Consider the following 25,027-nt stretch of genomic DNA (forward strand, 5'->3'; position numbering starts at 1 on the left):
GCGCGGCCATGCAGGCATTCTAGGGCGGCGGCCATTCCGGCGGGGCGCCCGGGGCATGCCGGCCGGCCAGGGTGCGCCGCGCTCCTACAATGGCCGCCCCATGAGCGACCTGCTGCCGCCCCGACCGACCCTTTCGCCTCCGGCCACGCCGGGCCGTTTCTGGGCCCTGCTGCCCTGTGCGGGCACGGGCGCCCGCGCCGTGGCGCCGGGCGCCGCGGCCGGCGTGCCCAAGCAGTACCAGGCCGTGGCCGGGCTGCCGCTGGTGCTGCACACCCTGGCGGCATTCGCGGGCGTGCGGCGCCTGATGGGCACGCTGGTGGCCGTGGCGCCCGGCGACGCATTCTTCGACGCCCATCCTTCGGACCTGCATTTCGCCGTCGCCTGCGGCGGCGCCACACGCGCCGACACCGTGCTCGGAGGCCTGCGCGCGCTGCGCGAGCGCGGCGCGGAGGAGGGCGACTGGGTGCTGGTGCACGACGCGGCGCGCTGCCTGGTGACCACGGCGCAGATCGACGCGCTCATCGATGCCTGCGAGCACGACAGCGTGGGCGGCCTGCTGGCCCACAAGCTGGCCGACACGCTCAAGACGGCCAGCGAGGGCCCGGGCGGCGTGCGCGTCGCCTCCACGGTGGACCGCAGCGACAAATGGCTCGCCCAGACCCCGCAGATGTTCCGCCTGGGCACCCTCGAATCCGCGCTCGTGCGGTACGGCGCGCAGGCCACCGACGAGGCCAGCGCCATGGAGGCCATGGGCCTGCACCCGCGCCTCGTTCCGGGCGGCGCGCAGAACTTCAAGGTCACCTATCCGGACGACTTCGCGCTGGCCGAGGCCGTGCTGGCGCAGCGCCTGCTGCCGGCCACCCTGGAACGCTTCGGCGGGCCGCTCGCGCAGGGCGCGCCGCTGCCCGGCAAGACTTTCTTCTGACAGACACACAAGGCGGAACTGCCCATGACGCTTCCCCCATTCCGCATCGGCGAGGGCTGGGACATCCATGCCCTGGTGCCGGGCCGCCGCCTGGTGATCGGCGGCGTGGACATCCCCCACACCATGGGCCTGCTCGGGCATTCCGATGCCGACGTGCTGCTGCACGCCGTGACCGACGCGCTGCTGGGCGCCGCGGGGCTCGGCGACATCGGCAGCCATTTCCCGGACACGGACGAGCGCTTCAAGGGCGCCGATTCCATGGTCCTGCTGGTGGAGGCCGCACGGCGCGTGCGCGAGCGCGGCCACGAGATCGGCAACATCGACAGCACCGTGATCGCGCAGGCCCCGCGCCTCGCGCCGCACATCCCCGCCATGCGCGAAGGCATCGCCCGGTCGCTGGGCCTGCAGCCCGACCAGGTGAACGTGAAGGCCAAGACCGCCGAGCGCATGGGCCCCGTGGGGCAGGGCCTGGCCATGGAGGCGCGCGCGGCCGTGCTGCTGTTCAGGCCTTCGCCGGCTTGACGGGCTTGCCGCCCTTGGCGGCATCGGGTGGCAGCTGGCGCTTGATCTGCGGGCGCTGCAGCCGCTGCTTGGGGTCCTTGCCGGCCGGCAGCTGCGAGGCGCGCTGCAGCTGGATGTGCGCCACCAGGCCGCCGGAGCCGGAATTGGCCAGCGCGAAGATGCCGCCCATGCGCTGCACGGTCTTGTCCACGATGGCGAGGCCCAGGCCCGCGCCCGCGGCCGCCGTGCGCGCGGAGTTGCCGCGGAAGAAGGGCTTGGTCAGGTTGCTCAGCTGGTCGGGCGGCACGCCCGGGCCGTGGTCGCGCACCTTCACCAGCACCCATTTCTCGCGCCCCTTGGCGGCGATCTCCACCGAAGCCGTGCCGCTCTCGGGCGTCTTGCCGTAGCGGCGGGCGTTCTCCAGCAGGTTGGAGATCACGCGCGCCAGCTCCACCTCGTCGGCCAGCACGATCAGGTCTTCCGGCACGCTCATGGAGATCTGCAGTTCGCGGTGGTCCTGCACCGCATACACGCAGGAAGACACCACGCCGTGCAGGTTCACCGGCGTGAGCGTGACGTGGTCCGGCCGCGCGTAGTCCAGGAACTTGTCGATGGTGGCGTCGAGCTGCACGATGTCGGCCACCATGTGCTCGCGGGCCACGTCGTCGATCACGCTCATCTCGGTTTCCAGCCGCAGCCGCGCCAGCGGCGTGCGCAGGTCGTGCGAGATGCCGGCCAGCATCACCGCCCGGTCCTGTTCGAGCTTCGCGAGCTTCTGCGCCATGCGGTTGAAGCCGATGTTCACCTCGCGGATCTCGCTGGTCACCACCTCCTCGTCGAGCTGGCTGGCCGCGAAATCGCCGTCGCGCACGCGGTTGGCGGCGTAGGAGAGCTGCTTGAGCGGCCGGTTGATGAGCCGCGCGATGGCCGCCGCGCCCGCCAGCGACAGGGCACCCGCGGTAATGAGCCAGATCAGCCAGGTCTTGCCGCCCGCCGTGCTCAGGCGCGAGCGGTCCATCAGCAGCCAGTTGGGATCGCCGTTGATGGTGAAGCCCACCCACAGGCCGCTCTCGCCGTTCACGTTGCCGGCCACGATCGTGCCCGGACCGAGGCGCTCGGTGAGCTCTTCGGTCAGGCGCACGCCCAGGGCGGTGTCGTCCACGAGGTCGAAGCGGTCGCTGGGCTCGCGGGGCAGGATGCGCACGCCCTCCTGGTCCGCCATGGTCTTGATGAGCGAGACGCGGGCGATGGCGTCCGCATGCACCAGCGCGGCACGGCTCAGGTTCACGAGGGAGGCGATCTGCTGCGCGGTCTGCAGGGTGCGGGGCTCGAATTCGAGCGCGCGCAGCGTCTGCAGCCAGGCCAGGATGCTGCCCACCAGCAGCAGCGCGAGCAGGAAAAAAGTGCGCCAGAAAAGGTTCAGGCCGACGCGCGTGCGCTGGGACGCGCGCCGGTTCGGCGTCGTCTCCAGGGGCGCGGGGCTGGTGGCGTCCGCGGACGCATCATGGGAGGCGCTCATGTCAGGTCAGGAGAAGAGCCGGGCCGCTGCAGGCCGTGGAAGGGCCGCGGGCACCGGGCTGCACGTGGTGCCGGCCCGGTGCCCGCGCGCGGGGTTGTCGGCCGTGGATCAGCTCGCTCCATCCGGCACGAACACGTAGCCCACGCCCCAGACGGTCTGGATGTAGCGGGGGGCGGCGGCATCCACCTCGACCAGCTTGCGCAGGCGCGAGACCTGCACGTCCAGGCTGCGGTCGAAGGGCTCGAATTCGCGGCCGCGGGCCAGCAGGGCCAGTTTTTCGCGCGACAGCGGCTGGCGCGGGTGGCGCACCAGGGCCTTGAGCATGGCGAATTCGCCGGTGGTGAGGGGCAGTTCCTCGCCGTTCTTCTGCAGGGCGCGCGTGCCCAGGTCGAAGGTGAAGGGGCCGAAGGTCACGACCTCGTTGTCGCCCGAGGGGGCGCCCGGGGCCTCCTGCGGCGGGCGGCGGCGCAGCACGGCGTGGATGCGCGCCAGCAGTTCGCGGGGGTTGAAGGGCTTGCCCAGGTAGTCGTCGGCACCCACCTCCAGACCGACGATGCGGTCCACGTCCTCGCCCTTGGCGGTGAGCATGATGATCGGGGTGCGGTCGTTGGCCGCGCGCAGGCGGCGGCAGATGGAGAGCCCGTCTTCGCCGGGCATCATGAGATCCAGAACGATCAGTTCGACCGTCTCGCGCAGCAGGATGCGGTTGAGCGCCTTGCCGTCTTCCGCCACCATGACTTCGAAGCCTTCCTGGGTCAGATAGCGGCGCAGCAAATCACGGATGCGCGCGTCGTCGTCCACCACGAGGATCTTGTCGGTACGGTTGGTTGTAGAGGCCATGAGTTTCCTGGGTCCTATTTGTAACAGAGCCGATTCTGACCACCTTGCCGCCCGAAGTTCGCGTTTTTCCGGCAGGTCTGACCAAGTGTTACAAATTTTGCGGCGGCTATCAGCAGGGTTGTCCGGGCGACATCTCCAGGGGCCACCGCGTGCGTTACCGTGGACGGCCTGCCCGCATGCGCATGTCCGGCATGCAGGTTTTCACACGATTTTTTCCATACAGGGAGTCCCTTCATGAAATTCCTCGCCCCCCTGGCCGCCGCCTGCGCCATCGCTGCCGTGTCGGGCACGGCGTTTGCCCAGAACGTGGCCGCGCCGGCGCCCCAGAACGTGCTGCAGCTCGCCGCGAGCGGCTCGGTGGATGTCCAGCAGGATCTTCTGGTGCTGACCCTGGCTGCCACGCGCGAGGGCGCGGATGCCGCCACCGTGCAGACGCAACTGCGGCAGGCGCTGGATGCCGGCCTGGCCGAAGCCAAGCGCGCTGCGCAGCCCGAACAGATGGAGGTGCGCACCGGCCAGTTCGGCCTGTACCCGCGCTACGGCAAGGACGGCAAGATCACCGCCTGGCAGGGGCGTGCCGAACTGGTGCTGCAGGGGCGCGATTTCTCGCGCATCACCACCACCGCCGGCCGCATCCAGTCCATGCCCATCAGCCAGATCGCATTCGACCTGTCCAAGGAAGCCCGGGCGCGTGTCCAGGCGGAGGCCCAGACCCGGGCCATCGAGGAGTTCAAGAACCGTGCGGGCGAACTGGCCAAGGGCTTCGGCTTCTCGGGCTACTCGCTGCGTGAGGTCTCGGTCAACAGCGACGAGATGTCGCCCGGGCCGCGCCCGCCCCGCATGATGGCCATGCAGGCCAAGTCGTCCATGATGTCCGCCGACGAGTCCGTGCCGGTCGAGGCCGGCAAGACCCAGGTGGTGGTCCACGTCTCCGGGTCGGTGCAACTGCGCTGACCGGCGCTGACCGGCGCGCCCGTGCCCAGCGGCCTGGCGCGTGCCAGGGGAAGGCGGTCGCGGGCTACTGCGCCGCCCAGCCCCCGTCCATGTTCCAGGCCACGCCGCGCACATTGTTGGCGGCCGGCGAGCAGAAGAACACCGCCAGTTCGCCCAGTTCCTCGGGCGTGGTGAACTGCATCGAGGGCTCCTTCTCGCCCAGCAGCTGGCGCGTGGCCTCCTCGTTCGAGAGGCCGTGTTCGGCGGCCCTGGCGTCCACCTGCTTCTGCACCAGCGGCGTGAGCACCCAGCCCGGGCAGATGGCATTGCAGGTCACGCCCGTGGTGGCGTTCTCCAGCGCCGTCACCTTCGTGAGGCCCACGATGCCGTGCTTGGCGGCCACGTAGGCCGACTTCTGTGCCGATCCCACCAGGCCGTGCACCGAAGCCACGTTGACGATGCGCCCCCAGTTCGCGGCCTGCATGGCCGGCAGCGCGAGGCGCGTGGTGTGGAAGGCACTGCTCAGGTTGATGGCCAGGATCGCGTCCCACTTCTCCACCGGGAAATCCTCCACGCGAGCGACGTGCTGGATGCCGGCGTTGTCCACGAGGATGTCCACGCGGCCGAACTGGGCGGCGGCGTACTTCATCATGTCCTCGATCTCCGGCACGCTGCCCATGTCCGCGCCGTGGTAGGCCACCTGCGCCCCCGCGGCATGCCCGGCCGCCAGCACCTCCGACCTGGGGCCATCCACGTCGCCGAAGCCGTTCAGGACGATGTTCGCCCCTTCGCGCGCCAGGGCCTTGGCGATGCCCAGTCCGATGCCGCTGGTGGAACCCGTCACGAGCGCAGTCTTGCCAGTGAGAAGCATGCCGGTCTCTCCGAATGAATTAGGATGAACGAAGGGCCATTATCGAGCGGCCCAGAGACGATTGCCCCCCATGACAGAGCCTACGCTGAACTACGTACATTGCCCCGGTGCCGCGGCATCCCCCGGGGATGCATCCAGGGAGGGCGAGGGCGGGCACCGCATGGCGTACTGGGAGTGGAACGCCACGGGCGACCCTGCGCACCCCCACGTGGTCGTCTGCGTGCACGGCCTCACGCGGCAGGGCCGCGACTTCGACGTGCTGGCCCGCCGCCTCGCGCGGCATGCCCGCATCGTCTGCCCGGACGTGGCCGGGCGCGGACGCAGCGACTGGCTGGCCGATGCCGCGCACTACCAGATCCCCGTCTATGCGGCCGACATGCTCGCGCTGCTCGGCCACCTGCATGCCCGTGCGCCCGTGCGCGTGCTCGACTGGGTCGGCACCAGCATGGGCGGGCTCATCGGCATGGCCCTGTGCGGGCAGCCGGAGCTGCCGCTGCCCGCGCCGGTGCGCCGGCTGGTGCTCAACGACGTCGGCCCCACCCTGGAATGGGCGGCGCTGCAGCGCATCGGCCAGTACGTGGGCCGCGTGGTGGCGTTCCCCAGCGTGGCGGCCGCGGTCGAGGGGCTGCGTGTCGTGTCCACGGGGTTCGGCCCGCACACCGCAGAGGAGTGGCAGGCGCTGTCCGAACCCCTGCTGCGCCCGCAGCCGGACGGCTCCGTGCGCCTGCACTACGACCCGGCCATCGCCGAGAACTTCCGGCACCTCACGCCCGAGTCCGCGCGTGCCGGCGATGCCCAGCTGTGGCAGCTCTATGACGCGATCCGGGCGCAAACGCTGGTGCTGCGGGGGGCGGAATCCGACCTGCTGCTGCCCGGCACGGCGCAGGCCATGGCGCAGCGCGGTCCGCGCGCGCGGGTGGTCGAATGGGCCGGCGTGGGCCATGCGCCCACCCTCGTGGCCGCCGCCCAGGTCGATGTGGTCGAGCAGTTCCTGTTCGGCACGCCCGCCGCGGACAGCCAGGGCGCGCAGGAGGCCCGCCCATGAGAAGTGTCGCCGCGCCCCAGCAACCGCATGCCCTGGCCAGCCAGGAGGCCGTGCCCCAGCTCATCGCCGCGACCTCGCTGTCGCTGCCCGAGCAGGCCGGCGCCCTGGCGCGCGCCCGGGCGTTCGCCGAGCCGCTGCTCTCCGCCGAAACCCTGGAGACGGGCGAGAACACCTTCGCCCACGCGGAGGCCGTGGCAGCCATCCTCAAGGCCATCGGCAGTTCCGAGGCCATGCAGGCCGCCAGCTACCTCGTGCATGCCTGCTCGCACCTGAACAAGCCCGAGGAGGTCATCGCCAAGGCCTTCGGCCAGAACTTCGCCACGCTCGCCGTCGAAACCACCAAGCTCATGCGCGTGCAGGAGCAGGCGCGCGCGGCCCAGCTCGCCGGCCATGCGGTGGACGACCCCGTCACCCACACCGAGAACGTCCGCAAGATGCTGCTGGCCTTCTCGCGCGACCTGCGCGTGGTCATGCTGCGCCTGGCCTCGCGGCTGCAAACGCTGCGCTTCTACGCGGCCACCAAGCGGCCCGTGTCGCCCGCCATCGCCCGCGAGGCGCTGCAGGTCTTCGCGCCGCTCGCCAACCGCCTGGGCATCTGGCAGATGAAATGGGAGCTGGAGGACCTGTCCTTCCGCTTCCTGGAGCCCGACACCTACAAGCAGATCGCCCGCCTGCTCGACGAGAAGCGCGCCGAGCGCGAGGTGTACATGGAGCAACTGCGCGGCCGGCTCGAATCCGAACTGCGCGCGCGCAGCATCAGCGCCACCGTGCAGGGCCGGCCCAAGCACATCTACAGCATCGTCAAGAAGATGCGCGGCAAGTCGCTCGATTTCGACCAGGTGTTCGACATCCGCGCGCTGCGCGTGGTCGTGCCCACGGTGAAGGACTGCTATGCCGCGCTGTCGTGGGTGCATTCGCATTTCAAGCCGATCGACGCGGAGTTCGACGACTACATCGCCCGCCCCAAGCCCAACGGCTACCAGTCGCTGCACACCGTGGTGCGCGACGAGGCGGGCAAGGCCATCGAGATCCAGATCCGCACCCAGGCCATGCACGACCACGCCGAGCACGGCGTGGCCGCGCACTGGGCCTACAAGGAGGCCGGCACCAAGGGGTATGGCGGCGTGTCCGCCAGCAGCGAATACGACGCCAAGATCGCCGTGCTGCGGCAGCTGCTGGCCTGGGAGCGCGACATGGCCGGCGCGGTGCAGCACCGCGGCCTGTTCGAGGACCGCATCTACGTGCTGACGCCCAGTGCCGAGGTGGTGGAGCTGCCCCAGGGAGCCACTCCGGTGGACTTCGCCTACGCGGTGCACACCAGCGTGGGGCACCGCTGCCGCGGCGCACGCGTGGACGGATCCATGGTCCCGCTCAACACGCCGCTGCACAACGGCCAGACGGTGGAAATCACCACGGTGAAGGAGGGCCGGCCCTCGCGCGACTGGCTCAATCCCGAACTGGGCTACCTCACCAGCCACCGCGCCCGCGCCAAGGTGCGCGCGTGGTTCAATGCCCAGGCCACGCACGAGACCGTGGCCCGCGGCCGCGAGGCCGTGGAAAAGCTGCTGCAGCGCGAAGGCAAGACTGCGATCCGGCTGGAAGACCTGGCGGTGCAGTTGGGCTTCAAGACCGCCGATGCGCTCTTCGAAGTGGTGGGCAAGGACGAGTTCTCCCTGCGCACCATCGAGACCCTGCTGCGCCCGCCCGAGCCCGTGCTGCAGCCCGACGACTACCTGCTGCTCAAGAAGGCGCGCACGAACGAGAGCGCGCCCAAGGGCGGCGTGCTGGTGGTGGGCATCGACTCCCTCATGACCCAGCTGGCCAAGTGCTGCCGCCCCGCGCCGCCGGACCCGATCCGCGGCTTCGTCACGCGCGGCAAGGGCGTGAGCGTGCACCGCGCGGACTGCAGCAACTTCCGCGAGATGGCGGCCCGCAGCGCCGAGCGCGTGATCGACGTCGAATGGGGCAGCGCCGGTGGATCCGGCGGCGGGGCCCAGGGCAGCGGGCAGGGCGGCCATCCTGCCGCCCTCTACCCCGTGGACGTGGCCGTCGAGGCCGCCGACCGCCAGGGCCTGCTGCGCGACATCTCCGAAGTCTTCGCGCGCGAGAAGACCAACGTCATCGGTGTGCAGACCCAGTCGGTGAAGGGCACGGCGTGGATGACGTTCACCGTGGAGGTGTCGGACTCCGGGCGGCTGAACAAGGTGCTGTCGATCGTCGCCGCGGTGCAGGGCGTGCGCTCCGCGCGGCGGCGGTGAGGTGCGTGAAGCGAGAGTTCGCCACTTTGTCCGGCGACCGGTTTTTTGCTGCTATACTCTCGCTTCTCGAATACACACAGGCGCGTAGCTCAGCTGGTTAGAGCACCACCTTGACATGGTGGGGGTCGTTGGTTCGAGTCCAATCGCGCCTACCAATTTTTCCTCCTGAAGTGGACCAGACTTCAGAATCTCGGGGAACTGTTGGGGAACCCTTCAGGTTCCAGTCCCGATCAAGCCGCCTCCTTCAGGCGGCTTTTTCATTTCCGCCTGCATCTGCCCCATCTTCGCCTGAACCGCTCAGGCCTTCAGCGATTGCCTGCGGCACGGGCCTTTCCTTTGCGAATCAGCTTCTCGGCATAGGCCCCTTTATCGGCTCTGGCGAGCAAGTCGACCAGGCTGATGCCGCCGGGAGAGACTTCGTAGCCAAGGGAAACCCCGACCCTCACAGTCGCGGAGCTCAACTGGATGGGCTCGCACAGGGCGTGTTGCAGGCGGGTGCAGACGGAGCGGGCGGCATCAGCATCCGACACGCCCGTGAGAACCACGGCAAACTCGTCACCACCGACTCGTGCCACCAGGTCGTCATCCCGGCATTCGCGCAGCATGCGCTTCGCCGTCACTGTCAGGACTTCGTCGCCGGCCTGATGTCCATGGGTGTCGTTGACGGGCTTGAAGTCGTCCAGGTCAAACGCGATGACCGTCAGAGGTGAGTCCAGGAGTTTCGCGAACCGTTCTTCCAGCGCCCGGCGGTTCAGCAAGCCCGTCAGCGGGTCGCAGTCTGCCTCCTCCCTCAGCGTTTGGATCCGTGTGGTGCTGCGGCGGAAAAGGGCGGTGGCATAGGTAGCGCTCCAGACCAGAAAAACGATGAGCGCTGCGCCGCTGATGCACGCCCCCATGATCAACCGCCTGTACTCGCGTGCCCTCTCCTGTGTCCGGGCCTGCAGGAGGAGACGCTCCACGCCCTCCATCTCCGCCAGCTGCTGCCGCAGGAGTCTGGCCGAGTCCTGGGAAATTCGGGGCGCCAGGCTGGCGAGCAAAGCCTCAGGGCCATCGCGCTCTGCAATGACTGCAGTGCTGTTCATCCACCCCACCATCTCTGCCGTTTCCGCGCGCAACGCCAAAGCCCGGTCACTTTGCCCGGGGTTGTCTTGAACGAGCCCTTCTAGAAGTTCCGCAGTGCGGGCGGCGGTGCTGGCTGCTGCCCGGGCTCGCTCCAGATGAGGAGGGCCTGGAGAAATTGCATAGTCACGCAGTGCCAGACTGCCCCGGAGCAATTCGGTTCGTACCCTGTTTATTTGGTCCAGGACCTCATGGGTGTGTTCGACCCAGTCGCTCGCTTCGTTGAATCTGGTGGCTGTCCAGACCAGCACGGCTGCTGCCGCCACCCCCAGAGCCAGTGCCATCATCTGCACTACCACGAGCATTCGTGCGATGGGCCGAAGCAGTCGAGCGGCAGGTGGGGAATTCGTGGCTGATTGCATGGCGGCCAATGGGGCGCGCAATTGTAGTCAAGCTCTGCTGTTGCACACCAATTAAGAGTGTGCTTGAAGACGGCAACGAGATGCAGTTCTTTTGCTTGATCTTGGAGACGGATCCGAAAGTACAGCCATTCCCGTCCTTCATGGATGCGGACGGGAAGCTCTTTTCAGGTGAGGGCGAGTGAGGTAGTGTGGCTGGATGTGCCCATGTCGCTGATAGCCGGTGGCGATGATGAGGACGGCGAGTAGCAATACTGCCGGTCTGAGCAGGTCATTCGCCGGCTCGCACCAGCCAGTGGCTCATGGGCCGTCCATCCAGCCCTGAGAATCCATGTGGGCTATGGACTGGTCGAGCAAAGTCCTCTCGATCTCCAGCGAAGCTTGACGACCACCCTTGCGATGCGGCTCAATCCGCTGTACAGCTATAAGTCCCGGGGCGGTTGCTAGCGTGTGCTCGAGAGCGGCCCTCTCGGCTGACATTCCATCGTAGACCATGAACTTAGACACGAAGCGTGGACCGATCTTCATTGCGTGCGTGGTAGCGTGCCGTCTGTTAGCGTCTAACTTGAGCGCATGGAATGCCATATCTGTCGTCTAAGGGTGGTTCTGCCGCACCTGTTGCAGAAGCGTGCCTGGGCTTACATATACTTCGACATTAAAGCCGAGGTCAGCAATTGTGGAACATGCCCTCCTTTTCGTCGTTGAAGACACATTACAGATTTCCGGCCGGGGTTGTGTTCTGGTGCCAGGGCCGATTGCAGAGCCTGGCGGCCCTGTTGTTCGGGTCGGTGATCCCATCCGGCTGTTAAAGCCAGACGGTCAGTCCATCGACACCACAGTGCGAGGTGTGGAGATGGTTAATTGGCGACGCCGTCCTGCTGTGCTAACCGCACCAATTCTCCTTCCACTCGAAATCACAAAGCAGCAAGTGCCCCTCGGCACGCAGGTGCTCGCGATCAAGCAGCTACCCAACACTAGAGCTTCCTCGGCTTGCGAAGTGAAGTGTCACAAGCTTACTTATGATGAATACGAGCGGGCTCACGATGCTTACGGTCAATTTAAAGCACAAGGTAGTTCGACGCTGACGTGCCTGCGCTGTGGCACAGGGCACTTCCAATTTGTGGAAAACAACAATAGTGTGGAAATTCGCTGCTATACCCCTAACTGCCTGGTAGAAAGGATACGAGGCATCTAAGTCACCACAGTGCGGACGAGATGGGCGCGACAGACGCTAGCAAAACAACTGCCCCACGGCCCGCCAGCTGAATCGGAAACTGCAGCCGTGTCGAAGAGGACAAGCTTCCACTGGCAATTTCCGGTCCGGCCGATTGATGCTTGGATCGAGGGGGTGGCGTTATTCCTACAGAGATTTATTTTTTTCTTTGTTGTTTTCCTCGAAGCAGGCGTCCTCATTGGTAAAGGCATACTTCAAGGTGACGTAGCCTGCATCAGTGCTATCTGCTGTCACGTTCAATATGATGCTATCGAGATCGTTTGGCAAATCGAGTCCCTTAGGATATTTTTCTGTCTTCCTTCCCCAGGTTGTTGCAAGCACCCGATCCTTTTTTAATAGTCCCATCATCCAGTATTTTGGCTCCGTCCACAAGCTGCCATTTTTGATAAAATCATGGTCCCCAGTGGGTGTTCCATATTTTTCTATCAGCGCTGTTTTTAGGGTTTTGTGGGCCTTCCGTAGTTCGTCTCCGAATTGGCTGGTTTGCACGCTATTCCCCATCGCGGAAATTTTGCAGAGCCCGCTCGAGGCTGAGGTGACAAGGTAGTACTCTACAAAAGACTCATGAGGCTTCGGTGGTCTGGAGGTGAAATATACATTTGAAGCCGGCATTTTGATATCGGGGAGGGCGGCTCTCAGCTGATCACCAGACAAACCCATCTTTAGACCAAAAGGTCCATCCCAAGGGCCTTTATCTATTTTAAGTTCTGGGGTTTTTGCTGTCGGTGGGTTAGCCAAAGGGGCTGATGCAAGTGCCGATGCTTGGCTTTTCTGCGTGTTTGCAGAAGTCGAGCTTTCCTTGCTGCACGCTGCGAGCAGAAGAGAACTTAAAAATGTGATCGCTATTTTGTTCATTCCTCTCTCCTAAAGTTTTTACTGGTTACGGATAGCGCGCTTATCGTTTTTTCAGCAAGCTAGAGTACAGGTCGGGGCTGGTTGAAATTCCTGGATGTTTTAATGCGGGCATGGACGACAGAGAAATCATCTATGCGCTTGGCGGGCCATCGGCAGTTGCCAAGCTGTGCGAATGCACGCCCCAGGCTGTGGTGCAGTGGTCTGGGCGCAACCCCAACCCCAAGACTGGCGCTGAGCGGCACATCCGAAGGCGCGGCTGATGTTCCTGCGTGTCGTGCGGCCTGACGTCTTCGCGGCAGCAGAACGCACGAACGAGATTATCAAGAACGCTTGATGATCGCACAGCCCTGCGGCTTCTATGTGAGATCGCCATCATTCCTTCACTCACCGTTTCGTGGGCACTGGTTGCTACTACCCCCCAGGACCTCGCCCATCACCTCCGTCGTGGGCAGGACCGAACCCTGATCAGCGCTGGCGCCTGCGCCGTCTCAAAAGCCCGGCCGCAAACACGAGCGCTGACGTCCCTGCAATCCCGGCTGCGCCCATCCCTGGCACTCCGATGGTTGACGTGGGAGCGATCGGAGGGAAGAAGTCTGCGGAGATGTATCCCAGGATATCGATGGCTCCGCTGACCCAATGCCCGGTGAAGCAGGCCTGGCCGGCATTGCGGGTAAACGTGATGGAGCCTGGAGAACTGGCAATGGGGCCGCTCAACGAGCGCTTGTCGGCAGAGAGGGTCAGGTCGTAGGTGTCATTGGCAAGGCATCCGCCAGTGGTCGAAATGCCTTGCATGTGTACCCGTCCGGCCTGTGCCATGGCCTGGGTGCCGTTGGTGGTTTCGATGCCTTCGCAAGAGACCCCGGCCGGCGCAATCTGGGACCACCGGATGTTCAGCGACCCGGATACCTCCGCGCACTTGGCGGGATCGTAGGCAACCTGGGCCAGCGTGCTGGCCGTGAAGGCAAGGCCTGCGGCAAGCGCCGCGACGTGTTTGGCGTTCATGGCTTCTTCCCGGAAGCAGGGATTATGGCAAGGGCCGGTCACGGCATTCCGATCGTTTGCCAAGGTCGGGTTCCATTCTCCGGAAGCTGCCAAAACCTAACCCCACCATAGCCACACTCCATCACCAAGTCAGCATCCATTCAGGTGCGCGGTTTCCCAATAGGTACATCACCTCCCGGACCTGCGCCATGAACCTCGACAACCTCCGCATCGGCCTCAAGCTGGCCATCGCCTTTGCCCTCACCACCGCGTTGACCCTCGCCATGGGCCTGGCCGCCTGGACGCAGATGCGCGCCATCCAGGCCGGCGCCGAGGACCTCGCCACCAACTGGCTGCCGAGCGTGCAGGCGATCGGCAACGCCCGCACCGCGGCCAACCGCGTGCGCCGCACCGAGAGCGAACTGTTCCTGCCGGAGCCGAACGAGACCACGGCGAAGCGCCGCGAGGAACTGGCGCACCGCATGGTCCAGTTCGCGGAGTCCGAGCAGGTCTATGCCCCCCTCGTCACCCCGGGCGAGGAGCAGCGCCTGTTCGGCGAGTACCGCGCGGCACGCGATGCCTATGCGAAGGTGCAGGCCCGCCTGCTGGCACTGCCGCCCGATGCGCGGGCCGAAGCGACGCGGGTGTTCTTCGGGGAGTCGGAGCAGGCTTTCGATGCCATGGCCGGCGCCCTGGGCACGCTCGCCGATTTCAACCGGAAGTCCGCGGATATCGCCGAGCAGAATGTGCGCACCGTCTATGGCCGTGCCGTGTGGACGCTGGCGGGCCTCGTGGCGGCGGCGGTGGCCATCGCGGTGGCGTTGGCCTGGTGGATCACCCGCCTGATCACCCGGCCGATCCGCGAGGCCGTGGTGATTGCGCAGGGCGTGGCCTCCGGCGACCTGACCATGTCCATCGTGCCCCAGGGCCGCGACGAGGCGGCCCAGCTCATGCAGGCGCTGGCCGACATGCGCGAAAGCCTGTCGCAGGTGGTCGGCGGGGTGCGTGCCAATGCGGAAAGCGTGGCCACGGCCAGCGCGGAGATCGAGCAGGGCAATATCGACCTGTCCTCGCGCACGGAGGAGCAGGCCTCGGCCCTGGAGCAGACCGCGGCATCGATGGAGCAGCTCGGCTCCACCGTGCGCCAGAACTCCGACAACGCCCGGCAGGCCAGCGCCCTGGCGCAGGATGCCGCATCGGCCGCGGCACGCAGCGGCGAGGCGGTGGGCACGATGGTGGGCACCATGCGCTCCATCGACGAGGCTTCGCGGCGCATTGCCGACATCATCGGCCTGATCGACGGCATCGCCTTCCAGACCAACATCCTCGCGCTGAACGCGGCGGTGGAGGCCGCCCGGGCCGGAGAGCAGGGCCGCGGCTTCGCCGTGGTGGCGGGCGAGGTGCGCAGCCTGGCCCAGCGCAGCGCCGCGGCCGCCAAGGACATCAAGGAGCTGATCGCCACCAGCACCCACCGGGTGCAGGACGGCTCGCAGCAGGCGGAGCAGGCGGGCTCCGCGGTGCAGGCAGCGATGGACCTCATCCAGAAGGTCGCGTCCATCGTCTCGGAAATCAGCATCGCCACGCGCGAGCAGAGCGATGGGGTGGCGCAGGTCGGCGAAGCCGTCACGCAGATGGACCAGGCCACCCAGCAGAATGCCGCGCTGGTGGAGGAAAGCGCGGCGGCGGCCTCCAGCCTCAAGGCGCAGGCCGACCAGCTGGTGGGCGCGGTGTCGGTGTTCCGCCTGCCGGCCTGACGCTTTTTCGGACCAGTCCGTGGAAGGTATCGCAGCCTGGGGTTGAGGCGCTCGCGCAACGCCACCGCCTCCCAAAGGGTCTTGAAACGTCAATCATTGTCAATTGGCGATTACTGAAAGCTATCCGCCGTAAAAGCGTTCCACCGCGATGCATCGCATCCGCCATCGACGTCTTTTATTGCCATCTTTCAGAGAACGCCCAATGAACCAAGACCGCTTCCGCTCCCGTTTCCTCCACCCATCCTGGAAGCTCGCGCTCGCCGTCGTCTCCGCATCGGCCGCGTTCTGGAGCCCCGCGGTCTCCGCACAGACGCTCGGCATGTACCTCTCGGCTCCTGGCCAGCAGGACACGACGCGCACGGGTGCCACGGTCGAACGCTTTCTCGCTGCCGGTCCGATCGGTGCCTCGGGCACCTGGGCCATCGGCGACTACACGGCCACGTCGGGCAACCGCGCTGCAGCGTCGCAATTCGGTGGCGCTGGCGGCACGGGGCAGTACCTCTCGGTAGGGGCCGGCACGATCTCGGTCACGCTGACCGGCAACCGGCAGTACGTGGGCTTCTGGTGGTCCGCGGGGGACGCGACCAACATCATCCGGTTCTACGACACGGACAACAACCTGCTTGCCGAGTTCACCACGGCGTCGCTGGTCACCCTGCTGCAGGGACCCGGCAGCATCACGGCACTGGATGGGCAGCAGTATGCGAAGTCCGCGTACTACGGCAACCCGAACCCCAATTTCGCGGGCATGAACACCCTGGAGCCGTACGGCTACGTGAATCTGCTGCTGCAGGGCACGAGCGTGCGTTTCGGCCGCATCGAGATCCGGGGCACGAACTTCGAGCTGGACAACATCGCCATCGCCGACCCGGTGCCGGTCGATACGTCGTGGGTGGACTATGGCAGCCAGCCCGTGGCGCTGCCGCCGGGGGCCGTCGGGGCCTCCAACGACACCAGCGCCACGCAGATGGGCGAGCCGGTCTCCGGCAATGCCGCGGCGAACGACACGGCGCCGGCGGGCTCGCGCTGGACGAAGACCTCCGATCCGGCGAACGGCTCGGTCGTGATGAACGACGACGGAACCTATACCTACACGCCCGCACCGGGCTTCACCGGTGTCGATTCCTTCGACTACAAGGTGTGCAAGCCGGCGCCGGATACCGACCAATGCGCGAACGCCACGGTCCGGATCACCGTCGGGCTCGACGCCGTGGACGACAGGGCGAGCACCACGCCCAACACGCCCGTCAGCTCCAGCGTGCCGAACAACGACCTGTTCCCGCAGGGCGCCAGCTTCAACGTGTCTTCCTCACCCACGCGGGGCACGGTCACGATGGACCCGGCAACCGGCGCCTACACATACACGCCCAATGCCAACGTGACCGGCACCGACACCTTCCAGTACCGGCTGTGCCTGCCGGCACCCAACGCCACGCAGTGCGACACCGCCACGGTGACGATCACCGTGGACCCCAACACCGCGCCGGTGGCCTCCGCCGTCACGATCGGCGGAGCCCCGCAGCAGGGCGTGCCGCTGACCGGCACCTATACCTACGGCGATGCGCAGAACGATGCGGAGTCGGTCTCGACCTTCCGCTGGGTACGCAGCGCATCCGGTACGTCGCCCGCAGGCGGTTTCACCGTCGGGACCGGCAACACCTATACCCCGACCGCGTCGGACGCGGGCCAGTTCCTGTTCTTCTGCGTGACCCCGCAGGCGCAGACGGGCACCACCCCGGGGGCGGAGGTATGCACCGCGGCGTCCGCGAGCGCCGGTGGCCCCGCGTCTCCCGTGGCGGCGCCGTCGGCCGTGGCGGCCATCCCGACGCTGTCCGAGTGGGGCATGCTGTTCATGTCTTCGCTGCTGGCGCTGTTCGCGATCGGTACGATCCGGCGCCGCGGGTGAAGGCTCCTGCGCGGAACGGGTCCATTCCGGCGATCGGTGCGCTGCAGGATCGTGCCGTCACGTGAAGCCGATCCAGCGGCCGAGAAAGATCACCAGCGTCCACAGGACCAGGGAGCCGAAGCCTGCTGCACGGGCAGCACCGGGCGGCGGCTGCGCGGTGTCCCATTCGCCGATGCGGCGATAGGCTCCCAGGTGGAAGGCGCCCATGTTGAGACCCGCCAGCAGCAGCGCACCTATCTTCCACCAGAAGACGGTGTTTCCCCAGTACGTGACCGCGTTGGAGACGAACATGAGCAGGCCGGTGGTCAGGCAGACCGCAAAGGCGGCCCAGGTGTATGGCAGCAACTCCTGGATCAGGCGGAGCGCGCTGCGGCGATGGGCGGCGAAGCCCAGCAGCCTGAGATCCACGGCGGCGATCGTGCCGAACACCAGGGCAATGCCGATCACGTGCAGGGACTCCAGGGCGGGAAAGGCGGAGCCGGACTCCCTGATCATGGCCGCCAGAGGCGTTCCTTCGATGGCTTGCAGTGTCGATGGCATGTTCATGATGAAGGCCTGAAAGGTCTCGAGGATTGCGGTCTAGATCGTGTAGGCGATCCAGCGACCACAGAAGATCACGGCGCACCACCATGCGATCGACAGGCCGGCGACGAGTCTGGCGCAGAGGCCGCGGCGGAGGGGGGAAAGCGGTTCCTCGGTGCCGCGCAGCAAGGGCCGCCGCACGATGCAGGTCAGGGTGAAGATGCCGAGGACGAGGGCCATCTTCAGCCAGAACGTGGGGTTGACGAGCACGCGGCCGGGCTCGCCGATGGTCATGATCAGCCCCGTGGCGAGCAGGACGATGAGCGCGTTGCGCATCCATGGGGCGTAGCGGCGCAGGATGGCCCGTACGGGTTCGTCCGTGGCCAGCATGCCGGCCAGGCGCAGTTCGGAGATGACGGCGGCGCCGAACAGCACCGCGATGGCCAGTATGTGGATGCTCTGCACGGTGGGCACGATCCAGGGCAGGTCCCGGATCGCCGTGCTCGGCGGGGACTCGTGGAGCCAGGCGATGAAGCGATCGGATGACATGCGGTGGTCCTTGGACGGGGGCTAGAAATCGCCGGGCCTGGCGATCGGACGCAGGGCCTTCGCATCCTCCGGAAGGAGGTAGCCTTCCTGGACCGACAGTGCCTTGGCCGCGTCGAACTGCTGTTCGTAGTTCCTGAAGCTGCCATAGCGTTTGCGAAGCTCCTGCTTCGTGTAGGGCAGCTTGGTGTCGTAGATCAGGCCGCAGCCCGTTTCCTGGTCGGTGAGGTAGGCCGCGCTGGGCACATGAATCCAGGGCGGGCGCACGCCACCCTGCATGTTGCCCGTCGCATCGCGCGCAGCGCCCTTGCCATCGCGCACGATCCGTGGCGCGCTGGGCATGGGCGTGCCTTCGCGTACCCATCGGTCCATGCCGTCCAGCAGGGCCGAGGCGAGCATTTCCACGGGTTCGTCGTACAGCGTGCGGCACCGGGGATCGCCTGCCTTGCCGACATCGGCCGCGAGCTGCTCGGTATGTTCCGTTCCGAGATCGGCCAGGCGCAGGTGCGGCATGCCGGTCACTTCGTAATAGCGAACCCGGGGGCTGTCCGTGTCGGGCGGCAGGTCGATGCCTTCGATCGCGTCGTGCATCATTTCGGATTGCGTGTAGACGGTGACGAAGGGAACGTCCTGCGGCATCCTGCGCGGCATCCGGATGGCGTCGCCGCCTGCCTCGCCGTAGGCCATGCGGCCTGTCATGTAGGCATCGAACAGCGGGCGGCCATCGGGCATGCGCCATTGCTGGTGGCGGCCCTGGTCGAGGTAGTCCATCCAGACCTGTGCCGTGACGGCCCAGCTGTTGACGTACACGCGCCGGACATCGAGCCCCGCGACGGGGCCCTGCGCTGCCGGTGTTTTCAGCAGCAGCGCCAACTGCGCGGCAATGCCCTGGGATTGGGGAACAAACGGGTCGGGGCCACTCCCGCGGGTGAAGCGCTCCGGGTCGTAATAGGTTCCCAGCGGGGCATAGCGGGCATAGTCGTAGCGGCGCATGAACTCGAAGTTCACAATGCGTCCGTACTGGCGGATCGCCGCTGCCTCCGCTGCCGGCGTGTCCGCAATGAACTTGGGATCGACCTTCGGCCTGTTGTTGTTGAGCGTGTATCCGACGTAGGCGTAGCCGCGGCGCAGCAGGTAGTCGCGGGACAGGATCCATCCGGCGCCGCGCTCACCGAACCAGCTGAATGGCTCGATCACCACGGTGCCGTTGAAGCGCGCCGGATCGGCCGGCTTGCGCACGAGCATGCGCGTGGTGTAGGGGGCCTGGAGCAGGGTTTCGCCGGAGGCTGTGATCGCGGGGGCGATGCCTTGCAGGTAGTACTCTTCCTCGACGTAGCCGTGCTGCGCGAGGTCGATGTATTCCGTTCCCGGCCGGTGCGCGGATGACAGGGGGGCTTTGCCGGACGGCGGTACGGCCGTGGCCGTGGGCATGCGGGGCACTTCCGCGAAGGCGCAGGCCATGAAGGCCAGCGACAGCGTGGCGCTCCGCAGTGCCATCCGCGTGGCGTCCCGGGGTGACAGGATGTCCATCGGGAAGGATCTCCTCGCAGAAGATTGGGGTGTGGCGTTCTTCGGCATGGCTTCAGTCACGGCGGAGAGCCGCCCGGCCGTCGCTGTCGATCACGATCTGGTTGTTCTCGCAGACGTATTCCAGAATCCGGTAGTCCGACCGCTTGTATTCGAAGGTGAAGCGGTACGGGGTGTTGAGCACTTCGGGGTTGTCGATCGCGACCTGTACCTCCAGGCGGTCCGGTGCGGTCAGGCGGAACCGTTCGGTGATCTCCATGTCCTTGCCGTGCGGTACGCCATAGAAGTCCACGTCGGTCCTGATGCCGCGCGTGCGAACGACGAGCGTTTCGCCGTCCCAGCGCCCGCGCGAGTGGCCCTGGTACATGGGCTCCAGTTCGGTGTCCGGCGGCATCGGCTCGTTCAGGATGATCCGGCGCACCTGCTGGAGGTACTCGCCCAGGACGACTACCTGCTTCTCGTCGTGGATGATCTCGATGGGGAAGAGCGCCGCCATCATGACCGGCATGCCCTCCGGCAGGCACCTGGCGCTGGTCGTGGCCAGCGGCTTTCCTTCCTCGTTCGCAGCGGCTTGCCGTTTCTTCAGGTCCGCGTACTGGCTGGCATAGGGCTCCTTCATGTCCATCGGCCCGCCCGGCATCACCGGGTCGTCCGGGTTCTTGCCGAACCAGTCGTCGGGAGTCCTTTCCCAGGTGCCGCCGATGTCGGGGCGCGGCGGCGCAGCGCGGCCCGCGCCCGGCGTCGTCGCGACGTATGCGCCGATGGCGCCTGCCAGGATGAGCAGGGCGATCACTGCCGTGCCGAAGCGTCGTGTCGGTTTCATCGCATCGTTCCCACGGGTTGCCTTCGTTCATCCGCCGCCCGTGAGCACTGTGCCGCCCACCTTGATCTCGACGAGCAATCCTCCGGGTTCCCCGTTTTTCAGGGGGTGGAAGGACACCTCGGCGCTGTCGCCGACCTTCACCGAGTCGGCTTTCCAGCCCATCCGCCGGAGGGCATTCACGCTGCCTGTCTCGATCTTGAATGGCTTTGCCGAAGGCGCTGGCGTATCGATGTAGATCGTCACGTGGGGATTGGTCCAGGCGAACCGGCCCACGACGCCCTTGATCGTGATCGTCTTCGATTCGTCGAAGAGTGCGAACGAATGGTGCGCGAAGGCCAGCGTCGGCAAGGCGCTGCAGGCCGTGGCCAGCAGAAGGCATCTTCTGCGCGGCGGGGGTGGGGATGATGGGTTCATGGTCGGTGTCTCTGTCCTTCTCGGTCCAGAGGATAGGAATACGCGTCCGAAAGCCTTAGCCCAAAACGGCAAGCGTTCGAATTCCAGGGAACTCCCTAGGGGGAGCCGGCCGGCAGGGCGCCGATGCCGCGCCTTTGCTGATTTGGGTTACCGCTCTTTCCGCACGCGGCGGAACACTCGCGCGTCACGCAACCAAGGAAACTTCCATGCGCTCGGTCCGCTACGCACCCCTGCTTTCCCTGGCCGCGATCTGTATGGCGGAAGCGCCGTCGGCCCGGGCCTTCGAACTCTACAAAGATGGAGAAACCTATCTGAACGCGGACCTGGTGGCCGGTTATGGATTGTTCGGTGCGCAGCGCAACTACGTCGGCCGTGCCGGCGTTTTTCGATGGCAGGAGGGCTTCGCGAAGTATGGCGTGAGCGGAGCGACGGACCGGACCGGTGCCGGCTCGCTCTACGGATCCTTCAAGCTGCTCAGCTCGGCCTCTTGGGGAGACGGGGATCCCGGAGGGTTCACTACGGGGCGTGAACGCCGCACCGCCGTGGAGGAGGCCTACCTGGGATGGAAGTCGGGAGATCTGTTTCCCCGCCTGGGGATGGATGGGATCGAATTCTCGGCCGGCCGCCAGGTCGTGAAGATGGGTTCCGGCTTCCTCATCACGGACGACGGCGTCAATCCGGGCCGGGGCCTGGACAACGGTCGCTATGACCGTGGCGGTGCCTACTATCTGGGGAGGCGATTGTCATTCGCCCGCACCGCGGTACTGCGGCTGGGGAGCTCGGAGGGCCTGCACGGAAGCGCCGCATGGCTCAAGTCGGACACCCGGCTGCAGGCCAACACCGAAGTGGCCGCCGGCACGATCGACTACACGGGCGCGGCGGGCACCGTCGGACTGACCTATGTCCATGGCCTGGATGTGGACCAGCGGTATGCCATCGTTCCTTCCCGGCTCGAGCGCAAGGGCATGAAGATCTACAGCCTCCGGGCCGAAGGCAATGCCGGTGTCAAGGATGCCGACTTCGCGATCGAGTATGCCCATCAGAAGAAGCACTCGCGCACGGACAGCGCCTGGTATGCCGAGGCCTCCTACACCTTCTCGGCAGTGCCCTGGCAGCCGTCGCTGAGCTTCCGGCACACCCGTTACTCGAAGGAGTTCGACTCCCTGTTCCAGGGGGGCTTCCGCTACCGGTACCAGGGGGAGGTCGCGTCGAACTATGCGTTCTCCTACAACTTCAACATGCGGATCAACGATGTGGCGTTGTCGGTTCGTCCGGGGGAGACGCTCACGGCCACGCTGATGTTCTTCGACTACAGGACGCTGGCCGATCGCAACGTCCTGAATGTGGACGCGCGGGAGCTGGCCCTTTATGTGGACTGGGCCGTCACGGACCACTGGACGCTCTCTCCCATCATCGGTGTCTACAAGCCTCGCAGGTACGACGGAAATGGCGGCAACCAGAGCGGCAGTGCATCGGCGAACCCCTATGTCAAGCTGATGCTGATGGCGACGTTCTGAAGGAGGTGAAATGGACGCACCGCACCGAGCCGGCGAGGAGGGCAGCCTGGCGTCGCATGGCCAGAGGATTCTGCAAAGCGGTGTGCTGGGAAAATCCCCGCAGATCATTCGCCTGTTCGAGTTTCTCCTCGAACGGTCGTTGACGGCCACGGCGCCGAAGGAGATCGAGATCGCGCAGGTCGTGTTCGGCAGATCCAACGACATGGACCTGGCGGCCGATGCGACCGTGAGAGTCCATGTCCACCGCCTTCGAAAGAAGCTGGACGCCCTGCCTGCGGACGAGCGCGGCGAACGTCTCGCGCTGCCGCGTGGCGAGTACCGCCTTGTCGTGGTGCCTTCCGCTGCCGCAGCCCCGGGGGACCCGGAAGACCGCGGAAAATCCCCGGCCCCGGCGCGCCGTGGCTTGCACCGGTGGCTGCATGCTTCCGGTGCTGCGCTCTTCCTCGTGTTCAACGCCGTGTGCTGGATCGGCATCGCGGGGAAATCGACCCGCGATCCGCGCACCGACAGCATTCTCTGGAGCGGCCTGGCGCAGGGCACGGCGCCAGTGCTGGTCGTCTCGGGCAGCTTCTATGTGTTTGGCGAGCGGCAGGCCGGTGCTTCCATCGTCCGCATGGTCGCGGATCCCGATATCGCGTCCGCCGAGGATCTTCATCGATACCAGCAGCATGCGGACGGAGCGGGGCAGAAGGTTTTCGACATGAACACCTACCACCTGCCGATCGGGCTCGCATCGGCCCTGGTTTCGGTCGCCCCCATCGTGGCGGCGACGAAGTCCGGCAATACGGCGCTGGTCAGGGAGGTGACGACCGCACGCTTTACCAACGAGATGCTGGGAAGTCACGACATCGTCTATGTGGGATTGCTCGGCGACCTGAGGGACCTGCAGGAGCCATTCCTCGATATCTCCGGTTTCTCGCTGTCTGCCGGCAGCGATGCGGTCGTGGACAGAAAAAGCGGTGAGCGATTCCAGTCCGATTGGGCCGAGCCCTCCACGGAGAGGATCATGCGCCGCGACTATGCCTACCTCGCCCGCTTCCCCGGGCCTTCGGGAAACCACATCGTGGTGGTCGCCGGCATCAGCGACCCCGCGCTGGTCGAAGCCGCGAAGCTCGCATCCGACCCTGCTGAACTGGACCGCCTGAAGGGCCAGCTGGGCAGCAGCGAGGCCTTCGAGGCGCTGTACGAAGTGCGCACATTCGGTCCATCGAATGTTTCGGGCACACGGCTGATCGCCCGCCCGCTCGATGTCGATCGGATGTGGCACACGAGAAAGGTACCGGCCTCCAAGGCGGGGCCCTGACCGTTACGGGCCCCTGAAGAGGCCCCCGCGCCAGCCCTTCGGCGAGGCCGGGAGTCTGCCGGGCAGGTCAGAGATTGGAGCTCTTGCCGTCGCGCAGATGCTTATACAACGTGATGAAGGGATCGATATAGAACCCCCTCAGGGTCTTGTGCGGATTGGCGTTTCCGTACTCTTCGTCGTTGCATCCCCAGCGCCAGACCTCGTTCTTCTTCGGCAGGTAAAGGGTTCCGAACATCCAGTCCCAGAGCGTCAGTATCACGGCATTGTTCTTGTCCCAATGGTGGGGCTCCATGCTGTGGTGCAGGTTGTGCATGACCGGCGCCAGGATGATCCTGTTCATCCACCCGTACGACACCGGTATGTGGACGTGGGAAAACACGTCGATGACGAAAAAGGCGATGTAAGCCGCCGTGCCGACTGCGGCCGCAGTGCCTGGAAGTATCGTGGTCCCCGTCGCATGAAGCACCAGGCCGGTGAACGCCCCTCCCACGACGGCTGGAATGATGTTGAGCCCGAAGAACTCGACCGGATGCTGGCGGAAGAGTGTCCATGGCGTCAGTGTCTCAGCGGTATGGTGCGGCTTGTGGAGATGCCAGAGGAGAGGGTTCGTATGGCACCAGCGGTGTACCCAGTACCCCACGAAATCAACGCTGAGGAAATACGCCAGGAACTGGACGGAAACCAGCAGCCAGCTCGATTCGATGAGCGTGCTACGGGTGCCGAATTCGGTGTTGAACCAGACTGCCACATGGTCCGCGATGGCGATCCCGCTGATGGCCATGACCCCTACGAGAGGAAATCCCACCAGGAGCAGGAGAATCCCATTCCAGATGTCCACGCGGGACGAGGCGTGTGCATATTGATCCTTGGGAAAGACCGCATTGAAAAGCGATCGCAGGGTCAATGGTTTCTGCCATTTCTGCGAAATGATGAAAATCATCGCGATGACGGTGATGAAAAGGGGAAGGCCCAGGGTCCATAATCCCAGTATTTCCAGGGTCGGTTCGTAGAATGCGATTATCGATTCCCAAATGTCGTGCATGGACATGGAAAGCACCTCACCAAGTGACTGCGCGTTGCGCTGAGTTGATATTGGAGGCCCGGAAGGCCCCGAATTGTCTCCGTCCGTGGAGCATGCATTTCTCCAAAGGAGTTGTGGCTGCTTGCTTCAACGGACTGCGGTGATGATGCGGTGCCGCGCCTTGCGGCACAAGTTGCAGAACGGTTAATTAACGGTACGGGATACGTTCTTGCCCGAGGGAATCGGATGTGGTG

21 protein-coding genes and 1 tRNA gene are annotated in these 25,027 nt (G+C 65.9%); 10 read left to right on the forward strand and 12 right to left on the reverse strand.

Annotated elements, in window-relative coordinates; all coding sequences use genetic code 11:
- Window positions 1-100: 100 nt before the first annotated feature.
- Window positions 101-925: a 2-C-methyl-D-erythritol 4-phosphate cytidylyltransferase gene (gene ispD, locus ACGHC0_RS08525; RefSeq protein WP_415267943.1), complete on the forward strand. Its 825-nt coding sequence runs from the start codon at window positions 101-103 to the stop codon at window positions 923-925.
- 24 nt (window positions 926-949) lie between these two features.
- Window positions 950-1,447 (forward strand): 2-C-methyl-D-erythritol 2,4-cyclodiphosphate synthase, encoded by a 498-nt coding sequence (gene ispF / locus ACGHC0_RS08530; protein WP_107172082.1) that lies wholly within the window; start codon window positions 950-952, stop codon window positions 1,445-1,447.
- On the opposite strand, the gene ACGHC0_RS08535 is transcribed toward ispF, so the two are convergent.
- Window positions 1,428-2,945: a sensor histidine kinase gene (locus ACGHC0_RS08535; protein ID WP_368354811.1), complete on the reverse strand. Its 1,518-nt coding sequence runs from the start codon at window positions 2,943-2,945 to the stop codon at window positions 1,428-1,430. The genes ispF and ACGHC0_RS08535 overlap by 20 nt on opposite strands.
- 108 nt (window positions 2,946-3,053) lie before the next feature.
- Window positions 3,054-3,785 (reverse strand): two-component system response regulator OmpR, encoded by a 732-nt coding sequence (gene ompR, locus ACGHC0_RS08540; RefSeq protein ID WP_011794721.1) that lies wholly within the window; start codon window positions 3,783-3,785, stop codon window positions 3,054-3,056.
- A 234-nt stretch (window positions 3,786-4,019) separates the two neighbouring features.
- On the opposite strand from ompR, the gene ACGHC0_RS08545 reads away from it, so the two are divergent.
- Complete coding sequence (locus ACGHC0_RS08545) at window positions 4,020-4,739, forward strand: SIMPL domain-containing protein (protein ID WP_368354812.1); 720 nt, start codon at window positions 4,020-4,022, stop codon at window positions 4,737-4,739.
- Window positions 4,740-4,803: 64 nt separating this feature from the next.
- On the opposite strand, the gene ACGHC0_RS08550 is transcribed toward ACGHC0_RS08545, so the two are convergent.
- Complete coding sequence (locus ACGHC0_RS08550; RefSeq protein WP_415267944.1) at window positions 4,804-5,589, reverse strand: 3-hydroxybutyrate dehydrogenase; 786 nt, start codon at window positions 5,587-5,589, stop codon at window positions 4,804-4,806.
- Between the two features lie 70 nt (window positions 5,590-5,659).
- Between ACGHC0_RS08550 and ACGHC0_RS08555 the strand changes: the two genes are divergently transcribed.
- From ACGHC0_RS08555 to ACGHC0_RS08565, 3 genes are all read left to right on the forward strand, one after another.
- Entirely contained in the window at window positions 5,660-6,634 is a 975-nt protein-coding gene (locus ACGHC0_RS08555; RefSeq protein WP_415267945.1) for an alpha/beta fold hydrolase, read from the forward strand.
- On the forward strand, window positions 6,631-8,892 hold the full coding sequence (locus ACGHC0_RS08560) for a RelA/SpoT family protein (RefSeq protein WP_415267946.1): 2,262 nt from the start codon (window positions 6,631-6,633) through the stop codon (window positions 8,890-8,892). Before ACGHC0_RS08555 ends, ACGHC0_RS08560 begins: the two co-directional genes overlap by 4 nt.
- 78 nt (window positions 8,893-8,970) lie before the next feature.
- Window positions 8,971-9,047: transfer RNA gene (locus ACGHC0_RS08565), tRNA-Val, on the forward strand.
- A gap of 150 nt (window positions 9,048-9,197) precedes the next feature.
- Here ACGHC0_RS08565 and ACGHC0_RS08570 read toward each other — a convergent pair.
- The 3 genes from ACGHC0_RS08570 to ACGHC0_RS08580 all read right to left on the reverse strand — a co-directional run bounded on the left by ACGHC0_RS08570 (window position 9,198) and on the right by ACGHC0_RS08580 (window position 13,461).
- Window positions 9,198-10,316 carry a sensor domain-containing diguanylate cyclase gene (locus tag ACGHC0_RS08570; RefSeq protein WP_415267947.1) on the reverse strand — a complete coding sequence of 373 codons (1,119 nt, stop codon included), beginning with the start codon at window positions 10,314-10,316 and terminating at the stop codon, window positions 9,198-9,200.
- A 1,414-nt stretch (window positions 10,317-11,730) separates the two neighbouring features.
- Window positions 11,731-12,459 carry a hypothetical protein gene (locus ACGHC0_RS08575; RefSeq protein ID WP_415267948.1) on the reverse strand — a complete coding sequence of 243 codons (729 nt, stop codon included), beginning with the start codon at window positions 12,457-12,459 and terminating at the stop codon, window positions 11,731-11,733.
- Window positions 12,460-12,924: 465 nt separating this feature from the next.
- On the reverse strand, window positions 12,925-13,461 hold the full coding sequence (locus tag ACGHC0_RS08580; RefSeq protein WP_415267949.1) for a hypothetical protein: 537 nt from the start codon (window positions 13,459-13,461) through the stop codon (window positions 12,925-12,927).
- Between the two features lie 188 nt (window positions 13,462-13,649).
- On the opposite strand from ACGHC0_RS08580, the gene ACGHC0_RS08585 reads away from it, so the two are divergent.
- Window positions 13,650-15,194, forward strand: a complete 1,545-nt coding sequence (locus tag ACGHC0_RS08585; protein ID WP_415267950.1) for a methyl-accepting chemotaxis protein — start codon at window positions 13,650-13,652, stop codon at window positions 15,192-15,194.
- 202 nt (window positions 15,195-15,396) lie between these two features.
- Window positions 15,397-17,100, forward strand: a complete 1,704-nt coding sequence (locus ACGHC0_RS08590) for an IPTL-CTERM sorting domain-containing protein (RefSeq protein WP_415267951.1) — start codon at window positions 15,397-15,399, stop codon at window positions 17,098-17,100.
- A gap of 57 nt (window positions 17,101-17,157) precedes the next feature.
- On the opposite strand, the gene ACGHC0_RS08595 is transcribed toward ACGHC0_RS08590, so the two are convergent.
- From ACGHC0_RS08595 to ACGHC0_RS08615, 5 genes are read right to left on the reverse strand one after another with little or no spacing between them, the layout of a single operon-like run.
- Window positions 17,158-17,646: a DUF6644 family protein gene (locus tag ACGHC0_RS08595; RefSeq protein ID WP_415267952.1), complete on the reverse strand. Its 489-nt coding sequence runs from the start codon at window positions 17,644-17,646 to the stop codon at window positions 17,158-17,160.
- A gap of 33 nt (window positions 17,647-17,679) precedes the next feature.
- Window positions 17,680-18,171, reverse strand: coding sequence for a DUF6644 family protein (locus tag ACGHC0_RS08600; protein WP_415267953.1), 492 nt, complete (start codon window positions 18,169-18,171; stop codon window positions 17,680-17,682).
- Window positions 18,172-18,192: 21 nt separating this feature from the next.
- Window positions 18,193-19,698 carry an alpha/beta hydrolase domain-containing protein gene (locus ACGHC0_RS08605; protein ID WP_415267954.1) on the reverse strand — a complete coding sequence of 502 codons (1,506 nt, stop codon included), beginning with the start codon at window positions 19,696-19,698 and terminating at the stop codon, window positions 18,193-18,195.
- 52 nt (window positions 19,699-19,750) lie between these two features.
- Window positions 19,751-20,518, reverse strand: a complete 768-nt coding sequence (locus tag ACGHC0_RS08610; RefSeq protein WP_415267955.1) for a hypothetical protein — start codon at window positions 20,516-20,518, stop codon at window positions 19,751-19,753.
- Window positions 20,519-20,545: 27 nt separating this feature from the next.
- Window positions 20,546-20,932, reverse strand: coding sequence for a DUF6152 family protein (locus ACGHC0_RS08615; protein WP_415267956.1), 387 nt, complete (start codon window positions 20,930-20,932; stop codon window positions 20,546-20,548).
- Between the two features lie 206 nt (window positions 20,933-21,138).
- Between ACGHC0_RS08615 and ACGHC0_RS08620 the strand changes: the two genes are divergently transcribed.
- Window positions 21,139-22,449, forward strand: coding sequence for a hypothetical protein (locus ACGHC0_RS08620; RefSeq protein WP_415267957.1), 1,311 nt, complete (start codon window positions 21,139-21,141; stop codon window positions 22,447-22,449).
- Window positions 22,450-22,459: 10 nt separating this feature from the next.
- Window positions 22,460-23,752, forward strand: coding sequence for a helix-turn-helix domain-containing protein (locus tag ACGHC0_RS08625; protein WP_415267958.1), 1,293 nt, complete (start codon window positions 22,460-22,462; stop codon window positions 23,750-23,752).
- Between the two features lie 67 nt (window positions 23,753-23,819).
- Here ACGHC0_RS08625 and ACGHC0_RS08630 read toward each other — a convergent pair whose 3' ends face one another.
- Window positions 23,820-24,800 (reverse strand): sterol desaturase family protein, encoded by a 981-nt coding sequence (locus ACGHC0_RS08630; protein WP_415267959.1) that lies wholly within the window; start codon window positions 24,798-24,800, stop codon window positions 23,820-23,822.
- Window positions 24,801-25,027: the final 227 nt, after the last annotated feature.

This window comes from Acidovorax sacchari, from assembly GCF_042847045.1.
Taxonomy (GTDB): Bacteria; Pseudomonadota; Gammaproteobacteria; order Burkholderiales; family Burkholderiaceae_C; genus Paracidovorax; species Paracidovorax sacchari.